The organism is Bombella pluederhausensis (genome assembly GCF_026385525.1).
Lineage (GTDB): Bacteria > Pseudomonadota > Alphaproteobacteria > Acetobacterales > Acetobacteraceae > Bombella > Bombella pluederhausensis.
Genome location: NZ_JANIDY010000002.1, coordinates 69,091 through 90,572, shown reverse-complemented (window position 1 = coordinate 90,572; position 21,482 = coordinate 69,091). Strand labels below are relative to the sequence as shown.

The 21,482-nt window shown below is 57.7% G+C and carries 17 protein-coding genes; 3 read left to right on the top strand and 14 right to left on the bottom strand.

Annotated features, from left to right (window positions below):
• Positions 1-5 precede the first annotated feature (5 nt).
• From addA to tsaE, 3 genes are read right to left on the bottom strand one after another with little or no spacing between them, the layout of a single operon-like run.
• Positions 6-3,668 (bottom strand): double-strand break repair helicase AddA, encoded by a 3,663-nt coding sequence (gene addA / locus NQF86_RS05025; RefSeq protein ID WP_266116544.1) that lies wholly within the window; start codon positions 3,666-3,668, stop codon positions 6-8.
• Complete coding sequence (gene addB / locus NQF86_RS05020) at positions 3,665-6,739, bottom strand: double-strand break repair protein AddB (protein ID WP_266116543.1); 3,075 nt, start codon at positions 6,737-6,739, stop codon at positions 3,665-3,667. The genes addA and addB overlap by 4 nt, the downstream gene beginning before the upstream one ends.
• Complete coding sequence (gene tsaE / locus NQF86_RS05015; protein ID WP_323670745.1) at positions 6,739-7,260, bottom strand: tRNA (adenosine(37)-N6)-threonylcarbamoyltransferase complex ATPase subunit type 1 TsaE; 522 nt, start codon at positions 7,258-7,260, stop codon at positions 6,739-6,741. Before tsaE ends, addB begins: the two co-directional genes overlap by 1 nt.
• Before the next feature lie 133 nt (positions 7,261-7,393).
• On the opposite strand from tsaE, the gene NQF86_RS05010 reads away from it, so the two are divergent.
• A complete protein-coding gene (locus NQF86_RS05010) occupies positions 7,394-8,422 on the top strand; it encodes an NAD(P)/FAD-dependent oxidoreductase (RefSeq protein ID WP_266116790.1) in 1,029 nt (342 codons plus the stop codon).
• Positions 8,423-8,508: 86 nt separating this feature from the next.
• Here the strand turns inward: NQF86_RS05010 and NQF86_RS05005 are convergent, their stop codons facing one another.
• Positions 8,509-8,802, bottom strand: coding sequence for a putative quinol monooxygenase (locus NQF86_RS05005; RefSeq protein WP_266116541.1), 294 nt, complete (start codon positions 8,800-8,802; stop codon positions 8,509-8,511).
• Between the two features lie 131 nt (positions 8,803-8,933).
• Positions 8,934-10,754 (bottom strand): translational GTPase TypA, encoded by a 1,821-nt coding sequence (typA, locus tag NQF86_RS05000; RefSeq protein WP_266116540.1) that lies wholly within the window; start codon positions 10,752-10,754, stop codon positions 8,934-8,936.
• A gap of 152 nt (positions 10,755-10,906) precedes the next feature.
• Between typA and queF the strand changes: the two genes are divergently transcribed.
• Complete coding sequence (gene queF / locus NQF86_RS04995; RefSeq protein ID WP_266116539.1) at positions 10,907-11,395, top strand: preQ(1) synthase; 489 nt, start codon at positions 10,907-10,909, stop codon at positions 11,393-11,395.
• A 44-nt stretch (positions 11,396-11,439) separates the two neighbouring features.
• On the opposite strand, the gene NQF86_RS04990 is transcribed toward queF, so the two are convergent.
• From NQF86_RS04990 to NQF86_RS04965, 6 genes are all read right to left on the bottom strand, one after another.
• Positions 11,440-12,795 (bottom strand): outer membrane beta-barrel protein, encoded by a 1,356-nt coding sequence (locus NQF86_RS04990; protein WP_266116538.1) that lies wholly within the window; start codon positions 12,793-12,795, stop codon positions 11,440-11,442.
• Between the two features lie 160 nt (positions 12,796-12,955).
• Positions 12,956-14,458 carry a carbohydrate porin gene (locus NQF86_RS04985; RefSeq protein WP_266116537.1) on the bottom strand — a complete coding sequence of 501 codons (1,503 nt, stop codon included), beginning with the start codon at positions 14,456-14,458 and terminating at the stop codon, positions 12,956-12,958.
• 249 nt (positions 14,459-14,707) lie between these two features.
• Entirely contained in the window at positions 14,708-16,273 is a 1,566-nt protein-coding gene (locus NQF86_RS04980; RefSeq protein WP_266116536.1) for a peptide MFS transporter, read from the bottom strand.
• Between the two features lie 55 nt (positions 16,274-16,328).
• Positions 16,329-16,523, bottom strand: a complete 195-nt coding sequence (locus NQF86_RS04975) for a hypothetical protein (RefSeq protein ID WP_266116535.1) — start codon at positions 16,521-16,523, stop codon at positions 16,329-16,331.
• A 99-nt stretch (positions 16,524-16,622) separates the two neighbouring features.
• The gene (locus NQF86_RS04970) at positions 16,623-17,537 is read right to left on the bottom strand and encodes a J domain-containing protein (RefSeq protein ID WP_266116534.1); all 915 of its coding nucleotides are present in this window, start codon (positions 17,535-17,537) and stop codon (positions 16,623-16,625) included.
• Complete coding sequence (locus tag NQF86_RS04965) at positions 17,537-17,695, bottom strand: hypothetical protein (RefSeq protein WP_266116533.1); 159 nt, start codon at positions 17,693-17,695, stop codon at positions 17,537-17,539. Before NQF86_RS04965 ends, NQF86_RS04970 begins: the two co-directional genes overlap by 1 nt.
• Positions 17,696-17,814: 119 nt before the next feature.
• Here NQF86_RS04965 and NQF86_RS04960 point away from each other — a divergent pair, with 119 nt between their 5' ends.
• Positions 17,815-18,771 carry a glycosyl transferase gene (locus tag NQF86_RS04960; protein ID WP_266116532.1) on the top strand — a complete coding sequence of 319 codons (957 nt, stop codon included), beginning with the start codon at positions 17,815-17,817 and terminating at the stop codon, positions 18,769-18,771.
• A 21-nt stretch (positions 18,772-18,792) separates the two neighbouring features.
• On the opposite strand, the gene NQF86_RS04955 is transcribed toward NQF86_RS04960, so the two are convergent.
• Genes NQF86_RS04955 through NQF86_RS04945 form a run of 3 tightly spaced genes read right to left on the bottom strand, consistent with a single transcriptional unit; the run spans position 18,793 to position 21,424 of the window.
• Complete coding sequence (locus tag NQF86_RS04955) at positions 18,793-20,301, bottom strand: efflux transporter outer membrane subunit (RefSeq protein ID WP_266116531.1); 1,509 nt, start codon at positions 20,299-20,301, stop codon at positions 18,793-18,795.
• A 1-nt stretch (position 20,302) separates the two neighbouring features.
• The gene (locus NQF86_RS04950) at positions 20,303-21,214 is read right to left on the bottom strand and encodes an HlyD family efflux transporter periplasmic adaptor subunit (RefSeq protein ID WP_266116530.1); all 912 of its coding nucleotides are present in this window, start codon (positions 21,212-21,214) and stop codon (positions 20,303-20,305) included.
• Positions 21,215-21,229: 15 nt separating this feature from the next.
• Positions 21,230-21,424: a DUF1656 domain-containing protein gene (locus NQF86_RS04945; RefSeq protein ID WP_266116789.1), complete on the bottom strand. Its 195-nt coding sequence runs from the start codon at positions 21,422-21,424 to the stop codon at positions 21,230-21,232.
• Between the last annotated feature and the right edge of the window lie 58 nt (positions 21,425-21,482).

Below are 21,482 nucleotides of genomic sequence, written 5' to 3'. Positions count from 1 at the left end.
TCAGCTCATCCGGGTATCACCTTCTGCTCATCCAGCAGGGCGGCGGGCAGCTCTGTCACGGCAGGGCCATCCACCCAGACGAGGAAGCAACGCACGGGATAGCCCGGATACAGCCTCTGCATGACACGCCTGTAACTGGCCATCTGCCCCAGATAGGCCGCCGGGACACGATCCGGCCGGGACGGAGACCGGCCCGTCTTGTAGTCACAAAGCCAGACTGTCTGCCCATCAAAACAGAAACGATCCACCTGCCCCAGAACAACCCGCCCCGTTCCATCACCGGGATTGCCCAGCGTACCGGAGATTCCCTGTTCGGCTCGGCTTCCCTGCCCAAATAGAGGGGCAAGAACATCCATCTCCACAACAGAAACAACATGCCCGGCGAGTTCCGCTACATCCTTCTCCGCCAATCCCGGCATGGTGTGCCGCAGCCATGCTTCGGCTTTCTTCCGGCGGTCCCCAGCAGGCAGGTCCGGCAGGAACTGGAGCAGCCTGTGCACCAGCGTTCCTCGTTCCATAGCATCCTGACGGCGGCGAGCAGGCTGAGGAATGACAAGCCCTCCCTGCATGATCTCCAACGGGGACCGAGCCGCAGGCAAAGGACCATAAGCTGCCGCCTCTGGCCGACTCGGTGCCAGCGGGCGGGCCAGAGCATCTTCATGAGGCGCAGGCGTCACCTGCCAGTCCGGTGCCTGTCCCATCCAGTCCGGCACTTCAGAAACAACGGCCAAAGGCTCCTCTGCTTCACGAGGCGTTCGAGCTTCCGTCACAGCGGCCTCCAACACGAGCCGCTCCCCACCCCATTCACCTTCAAAGGGCAGTGTCTGAACACCCTCCAGACGCTCCATCCCCGCCTCGCAATAAGCGTACCAGCTTGATTCCTTACTGCCGCTTTTCGGGTCCCACCCGCAGATAAGCAGCGCATCACTGGCACGAGTCAGAGCCACATAGAGCAGGCGATTCTTTTCCTCCTTCTGACGAATCTGCTCATCGGTCAGAAAGTCTTCTGTCCGTTTTGTCCCCATAGCGGCCTGCGGTATCCAAAGCGGCCCATGCAGCGCATCACCAGCAGGATCACTTTCTGGCAGATCAGCATCCAGCTCTGCCCAAAGAAGACTGTCAGAACGGCTCCTCGTGCTGGTCGTATCGGGTAGGATGACAAGACGGGCCTGCAACCCTTTTGACCGATGAACCGTCATGATGCGTACAGCATCAATCTCCGATTCCACCTCCCTCTTACTTTCCACCGTGCTGGCCCGCAGCCAGTGCAGGAATCCCTGAAGGGAAGGAGGATGCTGAGTTTCGTATGTCAGAGCGGCTGTTAGGAGTTCATCCACCGGCTCAGCCGCTTCTGCGCCCAAACGGGCCAGAAGGCGGGCACGCCCCCCCTGCACACCCAGAGCCTGCATGAGAATGTCATACGGCGTGTCATAATCCACACGCCGGTAGAGAGCCTGTAACCGCTCCCATGCTGCCCGCCATTCGGGCCGTTCCTCATGCCTGCGGGCCAGAAGACTCCAAAGAGGAGTACCCTCACGCCCCAGTTCACGCCGCTTGCCATTGGCCGTTACCAGATCCATGAGGGAATTATCGCTTAACCCGCCAAGGGGGGATGTCAGCACGCCGGCAAGGCTGAGATCATCCTGTGGCAGCAGAAGTGCATCGCAGAGTGTCATCAGGTCCTGCACGGCGGCCTGTTCCACCAGCCCGCTATTGATGAAACTCGCCACCGGCACATTTCGTGCCTTCAATGCCCGGATCAGCGCCCGCAGAAAGGCTGAACGTTTCGGCACGAGGATCATCACCTCTCCGGCCTTCAGCGGGGCCGTACCTGACTGAAGGGGCTGACCGATCTGCTCCCTGAGATACCGGGCCAGTTCATCAGCCAGACGCTGCTGGGCACTGCGCTGATCTTCATTCTTCTCTGGCGCACGCCACGGATTGGCCACCTCACCAGAGGAACCATCTGCGGCTCCATTTTCTGCCACCGCTTTATCCGAAGGGACAGAAGGCCACAGCTCCACACGCCCCCCGCCGCCTGAACGGGCTGACCGATGCCTGAGTGGGCTCGCATCTCCCTGCTCCCGCAGGCCATTCAGAGCCTCATTGCCGCCAACCTCACCATCATCCTCAAAGACGGCATCAACAAAATCCAGCACGGGCGGCAGAGAACGGAAGGATACATTCAACTGCGGGTCTTCCCAGAGAAGACCGGCATTCTTCACACGGCGGGCAAATTCCTGCCGCCATTTATGGAACTGCTCCGGTTCCGCCCCCTGAAAGCTGTAAATGGACTGCTTAAAGTCCCCCACCGCAAAGACGGTACGGGGGCGTGGCATGTCTTCCCGCACACCAGAACCGGAAAAGAAATCAGCCGTCAGAGCACCGGCAATTTCCCATTGCAGGCCGGAATTATCCTGCACCTCATCCAGCAGAAGATGGTCGATACCGCCATCCAACTTATATAGCACCCATGCCGCCCCCGGCTCCCGCAGGACATCACGGGTCCGGGCGATCAGGTCATTATAATCAACCGCTCCACGGTTCCGTTTCTCATCAGCAAACCGCCCCATGACCGGCAGCGCAAGGGACAGAAAGGCCGTGTTGATCTCCAGAAGCCGCTGAGTGCGGATGCGCTCCTGCATATCCTGCTGACGTCTGGCCTCATCAAGGAGACGCTGCTCCAGCTCAGGAGCGGCATTACGCGCTTTTGCCCCCAAATGGCGGCTCATATTCCTGATATCGCCCTTCTGCGTGAATAAGAGCGACAATAGGAACGCATCATCCCGTTCGGCCGGATTGTCACGCTCCAGCCATCTCAGGAACGTTTCAAACTGCTCCCTTTTGGAATCCGCCAGATGCGGCAAAGCCTCCTGAATATCAGCCCGCCACACTGCTTCATCGTGCAGTCGGCAGGCTTCAGCCTTCAGGGTCGCTGAAGATTCACTCCCTGCCTCCAGCAGCCCTTGATAAGCTTCCTTCACACGCTCCGGCCACATCTCCCAGAGCCGCAGCAGAGGCTGAAGCAGCCCGGACTGGGCATTAAACTGCCCCAGAAGGCCCATCAACCTGTCAAACCCCGTTAGAGCGGCCAGCACCTGCACAGGGTCCTGATTCTGCGCCAGACTATCCTCCAGCGCACGGCGAAGAACCATCTGGCCATCCGCTTCCTCCATCAGGACAAAATGCGGGTCCAGTGCGGCCTCCAGCGGGAAACGCCGCAGAAGGGACTGACAGAAGGCATGAATGGTCTCAATCTGCAAACCACCCGGCGCATCCAGCACTTTCAGAAACAGGCCACGGGCACGCTCCCGTGTGGTGGCCGTATCGGGCACGTCCAAGGCTGTCAGTGCCTCACCCAGTTTCTCATCCGAGAGGGAGACCCAATGGCCGAGATGGCTTTGCAGACGATGTGCCATTTCGGCAGCTGCCGCTTTCGTATAGGTCAGGCACAATATACGGGAGGGCTCGGAGCCTTCCAGCAGAACGGGCTGTCCATCCTCCCCTATCTGTTCCAGCGGCAGCATGAGGCGAAGTAGCCGGTCGATCAGCAGCTTCGTCTTCCCTGATCCCGCAGACGCCGACACGAACACGGAGGCCATTGGGTTCGAGGCCTTCTTCTGAGCCTGATTGGCCTGCTCCCTTGGTGAAAGCTGGTTCTGGGTCATTCCTCATCGCCTCCTGCCAGACGCCACTCCGCCACACGGGCAAGCTGGGTGTAATCGCTATAACGGGCCTCTTTTCCTGCCCATGGTTGGGACCGATAAGGCCGGGATGGATCATCATAATCCGCCAGAAGGGTCCGCAACTGCTCAAGGGCCGGGCCGACAAGCTCGCCCAGCGTCACCTTGGCCCTGACGGACGGAATGGCGACTTCCTTACCGGGTTCTTCCCCGCCACTCAGTTTCCAATAAGTCAGGGCTTCCGTTTCGGCAGCGGGCAAGCCCTCAAAGGCACCCTTGGCCAATAAGGCAGCTTCCAGCACCAGCTGGGATGACCAGCCTTCAACCACATCCTTGCTGCTGGGTGGAGTACCTGTCTTGTAATCCAGGATACGCCCTGTAGGTGCCTCCTGTCCCGGTGTCATCCACAGGTCAATACGGTCTGCCCGCCCTGTAATACGGAACTCACCACCCGGCAGGTCCCGTAATGTGTAATCCAGCGACACCTCAGTATGAGACGTACAGTTCAGCCGCCCCACCTGACGCCACTGTTCCTGCGCCAGCACCCAATCAGCAATACGATGCAGCCGGGGCCGCCACCAACTGGACAACGCCGGATTCACTAACGCTTCATCAAGAGCATCATCAAAATGACGGTGCAAAATCTGGGCAGAACGCTCCGGCCATGTACCGGGATGCTGCCGGATCATGCGTTCCAGAGCCGTATGAACAATCTTTCCGTAATCGGCATGTTCTGCCCCTTCTTCCAGCGGGGCCAGAGCTTTCAGGCCCAGTATGTACCGGGCATAAATGGCGTACGGGTCCAGCTTGAGCGTATCAAGCTGTGTGATGCTCAACCGCCGGGGGCGTAGGGCCAGAGGAGGCCGTGGCTCTGGCGGAGCGACAGGCTTCGCCTCCCCGGCAGGCATGTCCAACATGGTCTGCCACGCCAGTGCTGGATGAACGGGAAGCGTAATGCCTCGCCCTTCCAAAAAGGCTGAAAGACGCATGAGCCACCGGGCTGGAACGGCAGGAGACCCCTCCCGCCTTTGGGCATTGGACAGAATGACATGCTCCGAAGACAAAGCAGCAGATACAAAATCATGCGCCTGTGCACCGATTCGCCGTTCTGGTGAAGGCAGCCCGACACGCTGACGCATCGGGCGGCTCATCCATGGGCCGGATTCCGCCACGGGCGGCCAGATACCTTCATTCAGCCCACCCAGAATGACCGTATCAAACGCCAGAAGCCGGGCTTCCAGCACGCCATAGATGGAGATGCGAGGATGAGCGAGTTCCACACCACCCTGATAGCCTCGCAAGCCTGTCAGCGTCTTGCCGGCCATACTGGCCGTCAGCAGGCCCTCTAAAGCACTCAGAGGCTGCGGCGGCAGATCCCCTGTATGGCTCATCAGCTCCACAAAATGCCGGGACAGGGCACCACCATCCTCTCCCAGCCAAAGACGGGACCCGGGGCGAGACTGATCGGCCTCATCGCCTTCATCATCCACAGCGGCCAGCTTTTCGGCTGTCTCCAGAAGGGCCGTCAAAAGCTCCGGCACACGGGCTGTTGCCTCAAGCGCCAGCAGAGGGCTGAAAGCAGCCTCCACCTGATTCAGGAATGATTCGAGGCTTTCCGGGCTATCTGGTGCATCTGCCTGATAACCATTGTCTGTCCGCTGTGCGTCCTGCAAGGCACCAAGAGCCCTGTGCAGCCCTTCCAGCCCCGGCTGGGGCGCAGGACCACGCAGAAGCCGCCTCTCCAGCAAGCGGGCACTGGCACGGGCACGACCGGGACTCATCCCCAAAGCCGCCAACGGATGCTTGAGAACGGACAGCAGCGCCACCGGGCTGAACCGAGCCGTCACGGCCTGAACGATCAGGCGGAGAAAGACAGCCGTGGGGGTGCGGACCAGCGGTTCCCCGGCACTGTCATCCGCATGAATGCCAAAGCGCAGCAACTCCGCCCTCACACGATCAGCCAACCCACGATCCGGTGTTACCAGAGCCCCAGAGCGTCCCGGCTGGTTCGCAACATCCCGCAGGATCAGCGCAATGGCCTGCGCCTCCTGCTGCGAATCAGCCGCCGATAACAGACTGATTCCTGAAGGTGCAATCTCACCCGCAGGCTGTCCCCAACGGGCAATACCCGCTTCTGGCAACATGACATGCTGGAAAAGATTTTCCCGTTCCGGGCGCAAAGGCTCTCCCCATTGGGCAATATCCGCACGGCTTACGCCCACCCGTGACAGAAACTCGTGAAACAGAGCCTGCGGATGAGTTGGAGGAAGCTGCTTCCACAGCTCATCATCCATGCTGCAATCCAGCCCCTGAAACACCACCACGCCCTGAGGCAGCGCTGCTACGGCCTCCAGTGCCGTTGCCACACCAGCAGAACCATCCACGAATCCCACGGCCCAGAGCGGATAGTCTGGAGGAGTCTGTGCCCAAAGACGGGCCTGTGCCTCGATCAACGCCACCTGACGAGCCATGATGTTGCTGCGTTCTTCTTCCTGAAGAATGGCAGGCCATGCCTCCGTGACGATCTGGAGAAACTCTAACGTCTTCTGCCAATGTCCGGCAAAATCATCCGCTACGGCCTTGGGCAGAGCCTCTCGCAGGTCCACGCCGTTCCGCTCGGCATCATCCATCAGCTCCGCCAGAGCCTGAGCCAGAGGCCAGACCCGATCAATCGTTCCACCCTCCCGGCCCGACACGGTCGTAAAGAAAGGGGCCGCCAGAATCAGTCGTGCCAGAATAGCCAGCCGAAAGACCGGCCCTACGGCAGGCGGCACAGTCTCATCCACCATCATGGGGAACAGGCTTTGCTGCTCCACATCCCCCAGCGACACAATGGCCGGAAGCAAAGCCGGGCGGCCATCAAGAACCCGCAGAAAGGCCTCCATGAGAGCACGGGCCACACGGCGGCCGGGCACCAGAATCATGCCACTATCGCCGCCGCTCCGATCCCCTGATCCAGCCTCTACCCCCACACGATTCAGCCAGTTCTGCACCACCATATCCAGAAACGGGCGGGAAGCCGGAATCGTAGCGATGTTCAATGAACGCCCCTGCATCACTGGTCCTGCCCTTCCTCAACAAGAGCGAACAAGGCTTCAAGCCGTTCTGTCGGCCAGCCCCGCAGGGTCACGGTGCGTTCATCCTCTCCTGCTCCGTGCCTGAACGTAATATGCAGAGCACCGGCTGGCAGAAGCTCCTCGGCACGATCTGGCCATTCCACCACCATGACACTTTCACAGGCATCATCCCATGAAAGTTCATACAGCTCATCCGGGCTGGAAAGCCGCCAGAGGTCGTAATGAAACACCAGACCGATCCTGGTGTTATAGGGCTGTACCAGCGCAAAAGTCGGGCTTGGGACTTCCAGCGCTTCATCACCGGCCAGACTACGGATGAGCGCACGGGCAAAGGTGCTCTTGCCTGTGCCCATCTCGCCATGAAGCGCTACGCAATCCCCGTAATGCAGCATCCCTGCCAGATGCCACGCCAGAAAAACCGTCTGCTGCGGAGACGAAAGATGCATTTTCATCGACAGAGTTGCCCCGTAATCACGACCCTCAAAAACGGGCAACAGCATTGCCGAAGCCTCCCCGAGATACAAGAGTGCCCGACACAACCCTACGTCCATTTCTGTCATACCACCATGAACAGAAGCCCCCGTAAGAACAAACCTCTACTCGACAGGCAAAAAAATGCTTATGAATACTGGTATGACACATGCAGCTTCTACCCACACGACAGATATCGCCATTATCGGCGCAGGCCCCACGGCGCTTTTTGCCGCCTTTGAATGCCGGATGTTACGCCTGAACTGCATCCTGACGGATGTTCTGGACAGTGTGGGCGGGCAATGTGCGGCCCTGTACCCGGAAAAGCCGATCTATGACATTCCGGCCCATCCCTCCATCACAGGCGGGGACCTGATCGCCGCCCTTGAGGAGCAGATCGCTCCCTTCAACGTACCCCGCCTTCTGGGTAGCCGGGTCAGCCATCTGGAAGGTGAGGCTGGAGCCTTCACCCTGAAGAATGAGCGTGGCGACACCATCCACGCCAAAGCCATCATCATCGCCGCTGGTGCTGGAGCCTTCGGGCCGAACCGCCCCCCATTGGAAGGGCTGGAAGCTTATGAACGCAGCGGCGCCGTACAGTATTATGTGAAGAAGCGGGCCGAGTTCACCGGCAAGCGCATTGTTGTGGCAGGTGGCGGCGATTCAGCGCTGGACTGGGCTCTGTCCCTCTCCGACATTGCCGAAAAGGTCTATCTCGTCCACCGGCGGGACCGCTTCCGTGGGGCACCGGAAACACTGGCCCAGATTGAAGCAAAAATCACCGCTGGAGTCATTGAGAAAGTCGTACCCTACCAGCTTCATGGCCTGCAGGGCGACAGTGGCCAGCTGACCCATGTGGACCTCATCGCCATGGATGACACGGTCCGCTCTCTGGAAGCTGACGTACTGCTCCCCTTCTATGGTCTTTCGACCGATCTCGGCCCGGTGGCCTCATGGGGGCTGGAAACGCAGCGCAGCACCATCGCCGTAAACCCGGCCACCATGCAGACCAGCCTTGAAGGCATCTTCGCCATTGGTGACGTGGCCCAGTATCCCGGCAAAATGAAGCTGATCCTTCAGGGCTTCTCCGAGGGGGCCGTAGCGGCCCATGCTGCCCACCATGTTGCCCATCCTGACAAGGCTCTGCGCTTTGAACATTCCACAAGCCGGGGCCAGCCGGGCACGCCCTGATACGGCCCTTTTCATAACTCATGAAAAAGCAGGTGCCTCGCTATGAGACACCTGCTTTTCTTTTATCCACCTGACAGTACGTCTGCTCAGGCGACTTCTTTCAGGAACACGACCTTTGAAGCCCCACCTTCAACAAGGGTTTCAATCGCTTTGTTGAACACACGACCATGTTCCGTCCCCATATGGGCCTTGAAGGCAGCCTCATCCCGATAGCTTTCTTCCACATGGAACAGGTCCGGCTCGTGCTCCAGCGTATAGACAACAAAGCGCACGCAGCCCGGCTCGGCCCGCACATTCTCGGCAAGAGCTGTCAACAGGCTGGCAACCTTCTCCCGATGGCCGGGCAGGGCTTTCATGGTGGCGTATAGACTTTTGGTCATGACGTTTTTCCTTCCTCTCTCATAAGGCATCATCATGCCATAAGGGAACGGTCTCGATATAGACTGGAATAAAGAAAGGCCGGAGCAATGCCCCGGCCTTCTTTCTAAATACCCTGATGGCTAGCTGAGCTTCAGCCCTTTGCACCACGGGCAGCACGTTTACGCTCGTGCGGGTCCAGATACCGCTTGCGAAGACGGATGGCAGATGGCGTGACTTCCACCAGCTCATCATCCTCGATGTAGGCAATAGCCTGCTCAAGGCTCATCTTGCGAGGCGGAACCAGCACGACAGCATCATCCTTACCGGAAGCACGCATGTTTGTGAGCTTCTTCTCACGCACAGCGTTCACTTCCAGATCATTCTCACGGGAATGCTCACCGAGGATCATGCCGGTGTAGATTTTCTCACCTGCATCCACAAAAAGCGTCCCACGATCCTGAAGGGAGAACAGTGCATACGGTGTCGTAGCACCATCTTCAGCAGAGATCAGGGAGCCGTTACGGCGGCCTTCAATCGCACCAGCGTGCGGCTGGTAGGAATGGAAAAGACGGTTCATCAGACCGGACCCACGGGTGTCGGTCAGGAACTCGCCGTGATAGCCAATCAGACCACGGGACGGGATCATGAATGTCAGGCGAACCTTGTCACCACCGGACTGACGCATATCCTGCATCACGCCCTTACGCAGGGACATTTTCTCCACGACAACGCCGGAATAAGGCTCGTCCACATCGATGACGACTTCCTCGAACGGTTCTTCCTGCTCACCCGTTTCCGGATTCTCACGGAACAGCACACGAGGACGACCGATGGTCAGCTCGAAGCCTTCACGGCGCATATTCTCGATCAGAACGCCCAGCTGAAGTTCACCACGACCAGCAACTTCAAAAGCCTCGCTTTCCGGGCTTTCCGTCACCTTAATGGCCACGTTACCCTCTGTCTCCTTGAACAGACGGTCACGAATCTGGCGGGACGTCACCTTCTTGCCTTCACGGCCACCCAGCGGACCATCATTAATGCGGAAGGTCATGGAGAGGGTTGGCGGATCAATCGGTGTGGAAGGCAGCGGCGCCTCAACAGCCGGATCAGCCAGCGTGTCCGGAATGGTGGCTTCGGAAAGACCAGCAATGGCAACAATGTCACCAGCTTCTGCTTCCTCGACAGGCACACGGTCCAGACCACGGAAGGACAGCAGCTTGGTGATACGGCCTGTCTCAACCACGCTGCCATCGGCACGGAGGGCACGGATCGGCATGTTCACCTTGGCACGGCCCTGCTCGATACGACCCGTCAGGATACGGCCAAGGAAGTTGTCGCTCTCCAGAATGGTGGAAACCATGGCGAACGGCTTGTCCTTGTCCAGACCCGGGCTCGGCACATGCTTCAGAACGAGGTCGAACAGCGGATGCAGATTCTCACGAGGCCCTTCCAGCTCCGTATCCGCCCAGCCCTGACGGCCAGAAGCATAGAGCATGGGGAAGTCGAGCTGCTCATCATTGGCACCAAGGGCAGCGAACAGGTCAAACACTTCGTCATGCACTTCATCGGGGCGGGCATCGCCACGGTCAACCTTGTTGACCACAACCATCGGGCGCAGGCCACGGGCCAGAGCCTTACCCAGCACGAACTTCGTCTGCGGCAGGGCACCCTCGGCGGCATCCACCAGAATCACGGCGCCATCCACCATGCTCAGGATGCGCTCCACCTCACCACCGAAGTCAGCGTGGCCCGGTGTGTCGATAATGTTGATACGGGTGTTCTTCCACACGACAGAGGTACATTTGGCGAGAATGGTGATCCCGCGCTCACGCTCGAGATCATTGCTATCCATCGCACGCTCGGTGATGGCCTGATTCTCACGGAATGTACCAGACTGCTGAAGCAGCTGATCCACGAGTGTCGTTTTCCCATGATCGACATGGGCAATAATGGCAATGTTACGGATGTCCATGGACGATCTTTCAGGAAGTGACAGATTGGGACAGAATGGTGCCCTTACTGCACCGAAACTGATTTTTTTGCAAATCCGAACCGTGTATTAAACCGTGCAGCATCATATTTCATGCCATCATTTTTCCATTTCAGCGACAAAGGAGCAGCCGCATGACCAGCCATACCCCTACGGGCCCCACCGCACCCGGAACGGAAACATTAAGCCAGCTTGGCCGGCAGACCATTCAGCCGGAGTCGCCTGACGTTGCCGAGCTGGAGCGTGTCCCGGCACCCCACAAAGGGCGACGTTATGTTGTCCGCTTCACCGCCCCGGAGTTCACATCTCTCTGCCCAGTCACAGGACAGCCGGATTTTGCCCATATCGTCATCGACTACATCCCACGAGACTGGATCGTGGAGAGCAAGTCTCTCAAGCTCTATCTCACCAGTTTCCGCAATCACGGTGCCTTTCATGAAGACTGCTCTGTGACCATCGCCACACGTCTCGTAGAGCTGCTGGACCCGGAATGGCTGCGTATCGGGGCTTACTGGTACCCCCGCGGCGGGATGCCGATTGATGTCTTTTGGCAGACAGGCCCCGCCCCGGCTGATGTCTGGATTCCAGCGCAGGATGTGCCCGGCTATCGGGGCCGTGGCTGACACAGCCACAAGGGGCACGGTCTGTTCCGTGCCCCCTTTGCCCATCAGAAGCCGAGCGTCACATCCCCACCGATCAGGATGCGGTTCTGATGCCGGAAATCGGCAAAAGGACGTGTGTTGTTCAGAGAACGGTCAAACCGGATTTCCGGGCGGATCTGAAGCAGCTTGACGTGATGGCCAATATTCGGCCGCCACACGGCATTGAAGGATAGATCGCCGTAAGTCGTTGCCGGAGCGCTATAAGTCCGGGTAGGCAGCCCCAGCAGGGCCCGGCCATAACCGGCATCCTCCGGATACTGAACGATAAACTGCCCCGTGCTGTCCCGATAGACTTCCGCACGAGCATTGAAGGTCAGGGTAGAGGTCGCCGCATAAGCACCCCAGACAACACCACTCCATGTATTGGCATCCAGCCCTTCATCATGCACCTGCGTGGCCTCGGCTGTCAGGCTCCATTTGGGATTGATCTGCCATGTGGCGTTAAGGTCGTTCCAGAAACGCTGCGCCTCATGCGCTCGGCGGCTTCCCAATAGGCGGCGGGGGTCCTCCGGCCCGACACGCAGCAGATAGGTCACGGACAGGGCACCACCGGCCAGCTGGCTGGCATTGAAACCCACATAACCCGCTGGCTCGCCATTATTGTTCCCACGACCAAAGGACTTCTGATTCCCCGCATCCATCCCGAACAGGACAGCGTAATGCGAATTCAGATGCCACTGCCCATAGAAACCGACATGCTCAAACGGATTGGAATATTGCGCCGTATAAGACATGGTATAGAAGGCACGCCCTGCCGGATTCAGCACTTCCACCCCCATGGGAGAGGACAGGATACCGACCTGCATGTCCAGCCCGTCCTTGGTCAGCCACGGCATATGCAGGGCAATATTGGCCTGAATGGGCGTAAGCTGATAGCGATGATGATCCAGCCAGCGGTCTGAAATCCCCGTGATGATGTAGGCTCTGGCATCAGAGCCATAGAGCATCTGGATATTGGCCCCCAGACCATAACCGTCACCAATCGGGTCCACAGGTTTGGTAATCGTCAGGGCCACCTGATTAAGCATCGCCGTATCGCTATGGGATTGCAGAAGCTGGCCGAAGTTCATCCCATTATCAGGGTGCCCCGTATTGGCCATGGCCCCGCCTTCTATCTGAAGACCGACATCAATATCGGAGAACCAGCTTTTTCCGGCTTCTTTCGGAGTGGCGGGCTGTACCGCACTGGGTGCTGCTACCGGAGCAGGAGACGGGGCTGTTGTGCCTGATGATGCCGAACTGGCCAGCGTAGCCTGAACAGGCCCGCCCTGCTCGCTGGGAGCCGCCTGTGCCCCTTCCAGCCCAGAGCCAACCCCGCCACATAAACCCGCCATCATCACAAGATACCGCCAGTGCCGCATGAACCATCCCACCTATTGTTTCGGTTCCGTAAGTATATCCTTCTTCTGAAAAACGGGACAACATCAAAGACGTAACGGAGGACTAAAAAAGACGTTTCTAGACACAAAAAAAGGGCCACATGATGGTGTGACCCTTTACAATCAGCCTCTGGCAGCTCCCTCAAAAAGAAATGGCTGATTCCAGATCAATCAACATGGCATCCTTGTACCGTTTCACAGCTCCCGGATTCCAGAGATATTGCAAACCGGGCCGCAACAAGAGCCAGCGTGTGGGACGATAGCCGTAATTGAGCTCGATCGCCTCCTCTGAATGCGGTGCATACAGCCCGGCCCCCCGGCCAGACCGCTGGAGATGCTGAATCCAATGTGTGATCTTCGGGTTAGCCCAGAGGGACTTCATACCAAAACTGATGGTATCATCAGGCCGACTGGCAAAGGTGCCCTTTCGGGTAATACCGGCTGTCACGAAATAAGGGGCAACAGCCGTACGGGGGTCACCCCATGTGAAAGACGCAAAGAAGGCCGTACCACGATGCGGGTCTGCGCCGTCACGCTGCAACATGCGGTCAAACTGAAACCACCCGCCAAACCGCCCCCTGACCTTGGAGACAGGCGCATCCTGCGCCGCAGCGGCAGGAATATTGTACGTGCCCATCTGGCCATAGACATTCTTGACCTCGGACGTATCCCAATACCCACCGATTTTCACGTTCGTCTGTAGCGGGCCACTATAATCATCGTCTCCACCCTGATGCCAGCCAAGCTGAAAGGGCAGAAATGTACCAGTGGCCCCATGCAGATTCATCTTCCAGCCATTGCGAACGCCGGAAATGGTCGGGTCCACGCTATAGACCCCGAACTGCACCAGATAATGATCGTTCCCAGCCGGATAGAGCTTGATCCACGCACCGGGGTGAGCAGTCGGATAGAAACCATAGCCTGAATTCATGGCAATGGACTGCGGCATACCGCAGATACCGTTATTCTGAAACTGACAGTACAGATTGGCGCCCCAATAGGTAGAAGACTGCTCGAAGTCATTCTCCGTATTGATCTCACCAACCTCAGTCTGGACATAGTTGTTCCAGTGCATTTCCCAGCTCAGGCGGCCAAGGCGCATGGTCTCACCAGCACCATAAATTTCCATCGGGCTGTTAATGACGGGCAGCGTGTTCCCCAATCCTGCTCCCTGACGGGCCAGCGTCAGAAAATGCAGCACACCGGCATTGAAGGCCACACCTGTCAGCTTTTTCAGGTCGAAATCCAGCGAGAGAGCTTCTTCATCCGCATAGCGGGCCGCACGAGACTTACCACCGAACGGATTCCCCGCCGTATCCTGAAAATAACGCCCGCCAACCGTCACACCATGATCGGCCAGCCAGCTCCGTGTTCCCCACGGGTCACCGAAAAAACCATCCTGATTGGCAAAATCACGCCAGCTATTAGGGAAAAGACCTTTCTGCCGCTCCGGTGCTGCCTGTTCGGAAGCCCCACGGGAGAAGACATCACCCGGAATCGGGAGAGGGACAGAACCGAAAGCACGCTGCTCATCCTTGGCAGGGGCACCATACTTCCCGGCTTTCAGCAGTTCCTGCCTCTGTGCGGCTGTCACATCCGTACCGGACACCTCACTCTGGGCAAAAGTAGCATGGCTCCCCAGCATAAAGGTAATACCTATTACTGCTGCACAAGCCTTTTGCCACTTTCTACACATATATTAGCCTTTATAGCCGTTGACCCGAGAAGGACTGAAGGCAAAACGCACCACGAAAGCCCCCAGCACACCATGTCCGACAGGCTACAAACAGCACTGCGGCAATAGACAATATTGCCCTCTTATATAAATTTTATCGCTAACTTCCAGTGGTGAAATCTGTCTGTACCGAGTCCCCCCTCTCCCCTACCCTCAATTTCATGTGACTGTTGCCGGCTTTTTTACCGTCTGGTTACGATGCTGTTGCCCAAGGCGGCGGGTGCATGGCAGCAGCAGTGCCAACACAACACAGAGGCCAACACATCCCAGAAAAAGCCCCCTGAACAGCGCCACATAGCCCGCCAGACTGCCCCCACCATCAGCGGGAACACTGGCGAGGTCTGCGACCAGACTACCCAGATACATGCCAATGCCCCAGAGCAGGAACAGCGCCCCCATCAGCACCGCACTCACACGGGCCGGAGCATAACGGGCCACGATTGCCAGACCGAGGCCGATCGTCAGAAGCTCCCCAAGGGACATGGTGCCATAGCCTGCCACCATGACCCACGGCGAAACCAGCCCCGTGCTATGTCCCGCTGCCAACCACCAGATGAGAAAGGCCAATCCGACCAGAGCATAACCACACAATATCTTTGCGGCCGGTGGCGCATCATGCCCCTTACGGGCGCTGCGCCGGTACAACCATGCCAGCACAGGGCTGAACAGCATGACAGCAATCGGATTAAGTGCCTGAAACTGCCCCGCTGTCATAGTAAACAGCCGATACGGACCCAGCTGATACACGCCAGAAACGTCCCGCATGGCGAACAGGGTCAGAGAGGTCTGCATCTGCTGATAGAAAATCTGATAGGCCATTGTCTGCGCACAGAGAATATATGTCAGCAACAACCCCGGCCTTTCGCTCTCCTTTGCTCGCACATATAACCAGACCCATAACAGAACCAGCCCCAAACCAGCCAGAATGATGCAGAGCCGGACAAGAGCCGGACTGTAAAGCACCCATGTGCAGAAAGCCCAGACGAGCAGGATGGCCAGAAGAATGGCGGCTCCCAGTCCCCCTTTCTGCACAGGGTTAGACAGGCGCTCCATCAGCGGCACAGGCATAACGGTCGGCCCATGGTGCTGCACTGCTTCAGCAGCCCGACCCACCAGAAAGCGGCGCATACGCCCACCTCGCACCGCATAATAGCCCAGCCCAACCAACAGCCCCCCGACACAGGCCAGAAACGCCACAGCCGCCCCGTAACGCTGCTGGAGCCACGGCATCAGAAGCATGGAAACAGTCGAACCGACATTGATGGCCATATAATAAAGCGTAAAAGCAGCATCCAGTGCCGTGCCGTCCCCCGCATAGATACGCCGCACCAGCGTCCCCGCATTGGGCTTGAACAACCCGTTGGACAGGGCAATCAACGTCAGAGCAGGCAGGAATACGGCCTGATGGCCAAGGGACATGGCCAGCAGACCATAACCTGCCGTCAGGCCAAAGGCCCCCATGAGCATGGTCAGGCGTGTGCCAACGCACTGATCGCCCAGAATCCCTCCCAGAACCGGCAGACTGTAAATGAGAAAACCCAACCCACCCTGCATGAGATTCACATCGTGATCCTGCATATGCAGCTGAGCGACCATAAAGACCGTGAGAACGGCCTGCATTCCATAATAACCGAAACGCTCCCACAGCTCGATGGCCATGACAACGGCAAAGGCCCGCCGCCGTGCGGAAAGAAAAGGCACCGCAGAGTGCTGTTGATCGGTCATGAGGGCACGCATCCGTTACGGGGAAGAAACTGATCCTTCCTCCCTAGCGCAAAAATCAACCGCCTGCGAGATGGAACCCATCAACATGGGCAATGCCAAGCACACCCAGTACGCAGAGCACCCCGACAAACATAACAGCCACCAGTGCCCCCAGAATACTGGACTGCCGAATACGCTGCCAGAAAGACACTCCCCAGACCATGGCCCCTGCCCTTTCCTTCCCTACCCCGGCCCAGCATGGCCTCGACATGACAAAGGCAGGTCTCCACTACCCAGATCGGGCTGAATACCTGCCTTCCTTTTCTTATACCAGCCCCACACAGGCAGGGCCTATATAATATTTTAACCTTTAATCAGAGGTTTCTGCCTCGGCTTCACGCCGCATGAGCGCTTCCAGCTCTGGCGACACAGTCCCCAGCACGACCCGAAGCGTAACCAGAAGGTTTCCAGCCTCATGATTCCTGTCAGCGGCAATACCCCGCCCGCTCAGGCGCAGGACCGTCCCACTGTCAGAATGCGGCTTAACCCTTAGGGCCACCGTACCCGCTGGCGTACGCACATGAACCTTGCCGCCCAAAACAGCCGTTCGCAGGTCAATGTCCTGCGTCACACGCAGATTACGACCATCGCGCTTATAATAGGGGTCTTCCGCTACATGAATCTTCAGCAGCACATCACCGGCGGGACCGGGGCGGCCATCCATACCGGGCGGACCAGCCTGACCTTTCCCTTTCAGCCGTAAGGTCTTGCCATCCTCGATACCGGCCGGGATGGTCACAGAGACCTCACGCCCGTCCCCAAGACGAACATCACGGCGTGTACCAAGGGCGCATTCTTCCATGCTGATGCGCAACTCACCACGCACATCCTCGCCACGGCGAGGACGGGCAGAACGGAACCCGCCACCAAAGGCGCCGCCAAAAATGTCGCCTAGATCTTCCGGGTTAAACCCTCCACCGGAGAACCCGCCAAAACCGCCGAACCCACCGCCAGGGCCACCAGCACCGCCGCCAAAGCCACCACCAAAGGGGCCACGCATCTGCCCGTCAGCATCAATCTCGCCACGGTCAAACTGCGCACGCTTCTCCTCATCCCCAATGATCTCGTAGGCCTTGCCAATCTCCTTGAAGCGTTCCTCCGCCTTGGCATCACCGGGATTACGGTCGGGGTGATACTGTTTGACCAGCCGGCGGTAAGCGCTACGGATTTCCTTATCCGAAGCTGTGTTGCTTACACCAAGAACCTTATATGGGTCAGTCGCCATTACTGTCCTGTATCCTCCAGATCCGTATCTTCTAACAGATTAATCAGCACGGCCAGAACCCGGCTTCTGGAATATCCGGCCGCCTCGGCTTCCTTGATGAGGGTCTGCACCCGTGGACGCAGAAAATCGGCTGCTGACCCTGTTGATGCGTCTGTCATGAAAAAAACCTTTCTTTCCCAAAAAGGTGGTGTGCCTGTAAGATAAGGTCAATAGAGAATAAAGTTTTACTCTCGCTTTTCCGGTTTCATACCCTGACCTTATCAGAAGACAGTTCTTCATGCCGCATACTGATAGCCCTTTCCGTAACAACATCCCCCGCCGTCTCATCATTACGGGCAGCGACAGCCGCTATTTTCCACTGCTTCAGGAACTGATTGCCTCCATCCGCCGGTTTCCATCACTGGCCGGGCTGGAGATCGGCTGTATTGATGGCGGGTTGAAACGAAAACAAATCACATGGCTGGAACAGAACGGCATCACAGTCCGCTCTCCCAAGACATTCCCCCATGTCTCACGCTGGGCTTTACGCAGACGACCCAATCTAGCCATTGAACTCTCCAAAATGTGGCTGGACCAGCTATTCCCAGACCATGACACACTCGTCTGGATTGATGCAGATGCGTGGGTGCAAGACTGTCAGGCCGTGGAGCTGCTCTTTCAGGCAGCAGAACAACCGGCGCAGCCTCTGGCCATCACGCCGGAACTCTTTCTGCACAAGCCTCTTTTCCGGCTACGCTGGCTGCCTCTCGGCCTCGTGCAACTCCGTTCCATCCTGTACAAGAATGCCCGACTGGCCCGGTTGCCCCGTGCCATCTGCCGCAGCATTGGCGTACGCCCGACCCTCAATGCGGGCATATTCGCCCTGTCCCGTACGGCATCGCACTGGCCCCGCCTGCAATACTGGCAAGGACAGGCTCTACGCCATGGCAAGATATTCAGCTCCGGTCAGCTCGCTATTGCCCTGACCAGCTATCACGATGGCTATGCCACTGCCCTCATGCCCGCTGGCTGCAACTATCTGGGGCCATGGCAGATTGATCCACAGACAGGCCTGCTCTGTGAGGCTACATTTCCTCACAAACCTGTCGGCCTTGTCCATCTGGCTGGTTATGACGCCATGAGGCTGGACCCGACCGTAACGATGGATGTCCCTGACCTGACAGGTGGCACCCATACGCTCAACCTGCGCTTCAGCACGATGCATACCTATCGGAAGACCCACAACCTCCTGTAACACCTTCTGCGGATGTGTCTCTTATCGGCTAAACGCCCGCAGAATCATATTCTTTCCCTCATGCTGCTCCACCGGCAGAGTTGTACTGGAGAGCTCACGCCCCTGCCAACCAGCACCGAAGGCGATATAGAGCGAAATAGCATCATTCATGCGTTTGCCTGTTGCCGTCACAGCGGCAACCCGGCGGGACAGGAACGTCTGCTGAGAGTTCAGCACATCAAGATACCCCGTCAGCCCCGCAGCATAGAGCTTACGGGCACGGGACAGGGCCAGACCGGCCTGTGCTGCGGCCTCACGCTCTTCCTTCACCAGAACATTATCCTGATGCCAGTCATCCAGACTGTCTTCCACTTCCCGAAACGCATTCAGAACAGTCTGGCGATATTGCAGACGGCTGGCTTCTGCCTCGCTGCGCGCCTGAGCAATCTGGGCGCTATATTTGCCACCATGCAGAACCGGCAGGGATGCCATCATCATGACATTCCAGCTCATCCCGCCCACCTGAAACGCCTGATAGGCCGCCGAGGCATTCGGATTGAACGTCAGCGGAATGCTGAAATTGGGATACAGATTGGAAATCGTAATCCCGATACGGGACACACTCGCCGCATAACGCCGCTCGGCTGAACGTATGTCTGGCCGATTGGTCAGAACGGTGGAAGGCAGCATAGCCGGAAAAGGCGGCAGTGTCGGGATAGGCCGCCGTTCTTCCAGATCAGGCTGTTCCTTGCCGGGCATTTCCCCCATCAGCACATTAATGGAATGAATCAGCTGCTCCTGCCGGGCATGGAGCATCGGAAGACGGGCCAGCTCGGCATGTTCCTCGGTCCGGGACTGGGCGATGGCCAGCGTATTGCCGACCCCGTTATTATAGAGCCTCTCCACCAGATGCGTACTGTCACGAGCTGTCCGGATAGAATCTTCCGTAACGCCCATCCGTGCCTGAATCGTGCGCAGCTCGACATAATCCGTCACGAGCTGGCTCAACAAAGAAAGCAGCAGCCCCCGGCGTTCTTCTATGCTGACCTCGACCAGTCTTTTACGTTCCTGCACCTGCCGGGCAATATGCCCGAACACGTCAATCTCCCAGCTGGCACGAGCACCATATGTCAGAACGGACGCATTGGGATGATTATTCGGATTCCCCGGACGCAAAGGCCAGTTATCAACATTGATGGAATAACGGTTATCCCCACCGCCCGCATTGGCATCCAGCTGAGGATACCAGTTCGCCTGAGCCTGCCTGCGAATGGACTGCTCTGCCATGATATGCTGGGTAGCAACCTGAAGGTCGTAATTCCCCCGGATGGTCTGTTCCACCAGCCTGTTCAGCACAGGATCATTAAACTGCGCCCACCAGTCCCTGAGATTGGCTTCTGTCTCGGCAATTTCTTCTTTTGTGGCCGGGTGGGGCTGGCTTGCAAAATGATCGGGGACAGCCATTTTCTCAGGCTTATATTCCGGCCCGACCATACAGGAGGTCAGCAGCAAACAGCTGCCAACAACCAGAGGGAAAAACCGTATGGCCATCTCAAAGGTGATCCTGCAACCATGTGGTCAGAAGTCCTCGCCCGCCTGCTTTCTCTTTACCAACCGCCACAGTTGCCGTCATACCAGCAGAGAGAATGACCTCTGGCGGCATTTCATCAATCTCAATCCTTACAGGGATACGCTGTGCCAGCCTGACCCATGTGAAGATAGGATTCACATCCGGCAGGCCGAGCCTGTCGGACACGCCATTCGCATCATTGATACCACGACCAATACTCACGACATGCCCCTTGAGAATATGGCGGTACCCCATCAGCTTGATGCGGGCCTCATCCCCAATATGCACACCGTGCATCTTGGTTTCCTCAAAATACCCATAGACCCAGTAACTATTAGCATCAATAACAGCCATGCGAGGCTGGCCTGCTGTCACGTAATCCCCAACCCGCAGATTAAGATTGGTCACATACCCATCCACCGCCGCATAGACCGTAGAACGCTGAAGATTCAGCAAAGCTGTATCCAGAGCGGACCGGGCTTCTTCCAGTCTGGCCCGGCGGACTTCCATTTCTGAATCGAAAACATCCTGTTCTTCACGAGAGACAACGCCCCCAAGCCCTTTACGGCGCTGTGCATTAAGAACGCTCAGCTTGTAATCCTCGGTCACCCCGGCAAGACGGGCTTTGGCCTCATCAATCCTGAGGCGGAACCGTAGAGGGTCAATCGTGAAAAGCGGGTCACCCCGATGAACGAACTGGTTATCCACCACAGGAACAGATACGACCGTTCCTGAAACTTCAGGCGTTGCTGTCACGACATAGACACGAACACGACCATCCCGTGTCCATGGGTCGAGAACATACAGGTCCCAGACGACATACCCCAGACCAACAGCTAGAGCGATGACGATCAGTGTCAGTAATGGACGTATAAGGCGCCGTAACCAGTTCATATCCCCCGCTCCACTTCAGACATAAATAACCAGCAGACAGAGAACGCAAACATAGAGTGCGATCTCAAACAGGGCGACATGCCAGAACCAGCTCAGCGCCCCAAGGCGCCAGAGTATATGACGCAAAACCAGCGTCACCAGCACGGCACAGACAGCATAGACGGCTATCGGAGAGACAAAAACACCACAGAGACTAACTTCTGAGAGCATCATGCCCCATGTCCCCCCTGCCAGCAGGGCAACACGGGTAATATCTCTGATGCGTTGC